At 64.4% G+C, this 295-nt stretch carries 1 pseudogene; it reads right to left on the reverse strand.

Features of this window, described 5'->3' with window-relative positions:
• Window positions 1-295, reverse strand: a pseudogene (locus tag NE591_RS14830) (homoserine dehydrogenase); the annotation flags it as partial.

Genomic DNA, 295 nt, shown 5'->3' on the forward strand with positions numbered 1-295 from the left:
CCGGACGGTCGGTCACCGAGAAACGCAGGTAATAGCGCATGACCAGCTCGTCCATGGGCAGGATGGGCAGGTCATCGGTGCAGGTGCAGCCCACAATGGGAGCCACGCCCTGCAGAATGTGGCGCGCAACTTCCAGCACGTCGCCCATGACGGCACTAGCCGCGGCACCCGCGCCGGCGCCCTCGCCGAAGAACATGGTCTCGCCCACAAAGTCGCCCACCACGTAAATGGAGTTGAACACGCCGTTCACAGTGGCCAGCTGGTGGTTCGTCGGGATCATGGTGGGATGCACGCG

Origin of the sequence: Adlercreutzia sp. DFI.6.23 (genome assembly GCF_024462535.1) — a bacterium.
GTDB classification, from domain to species: Bacteria; Actinomycetota; Coriobacteriia; order Coriobacteriales; family Eggerthellaceae; genus Adlercreutzia; species Adlercreutzia rubneri.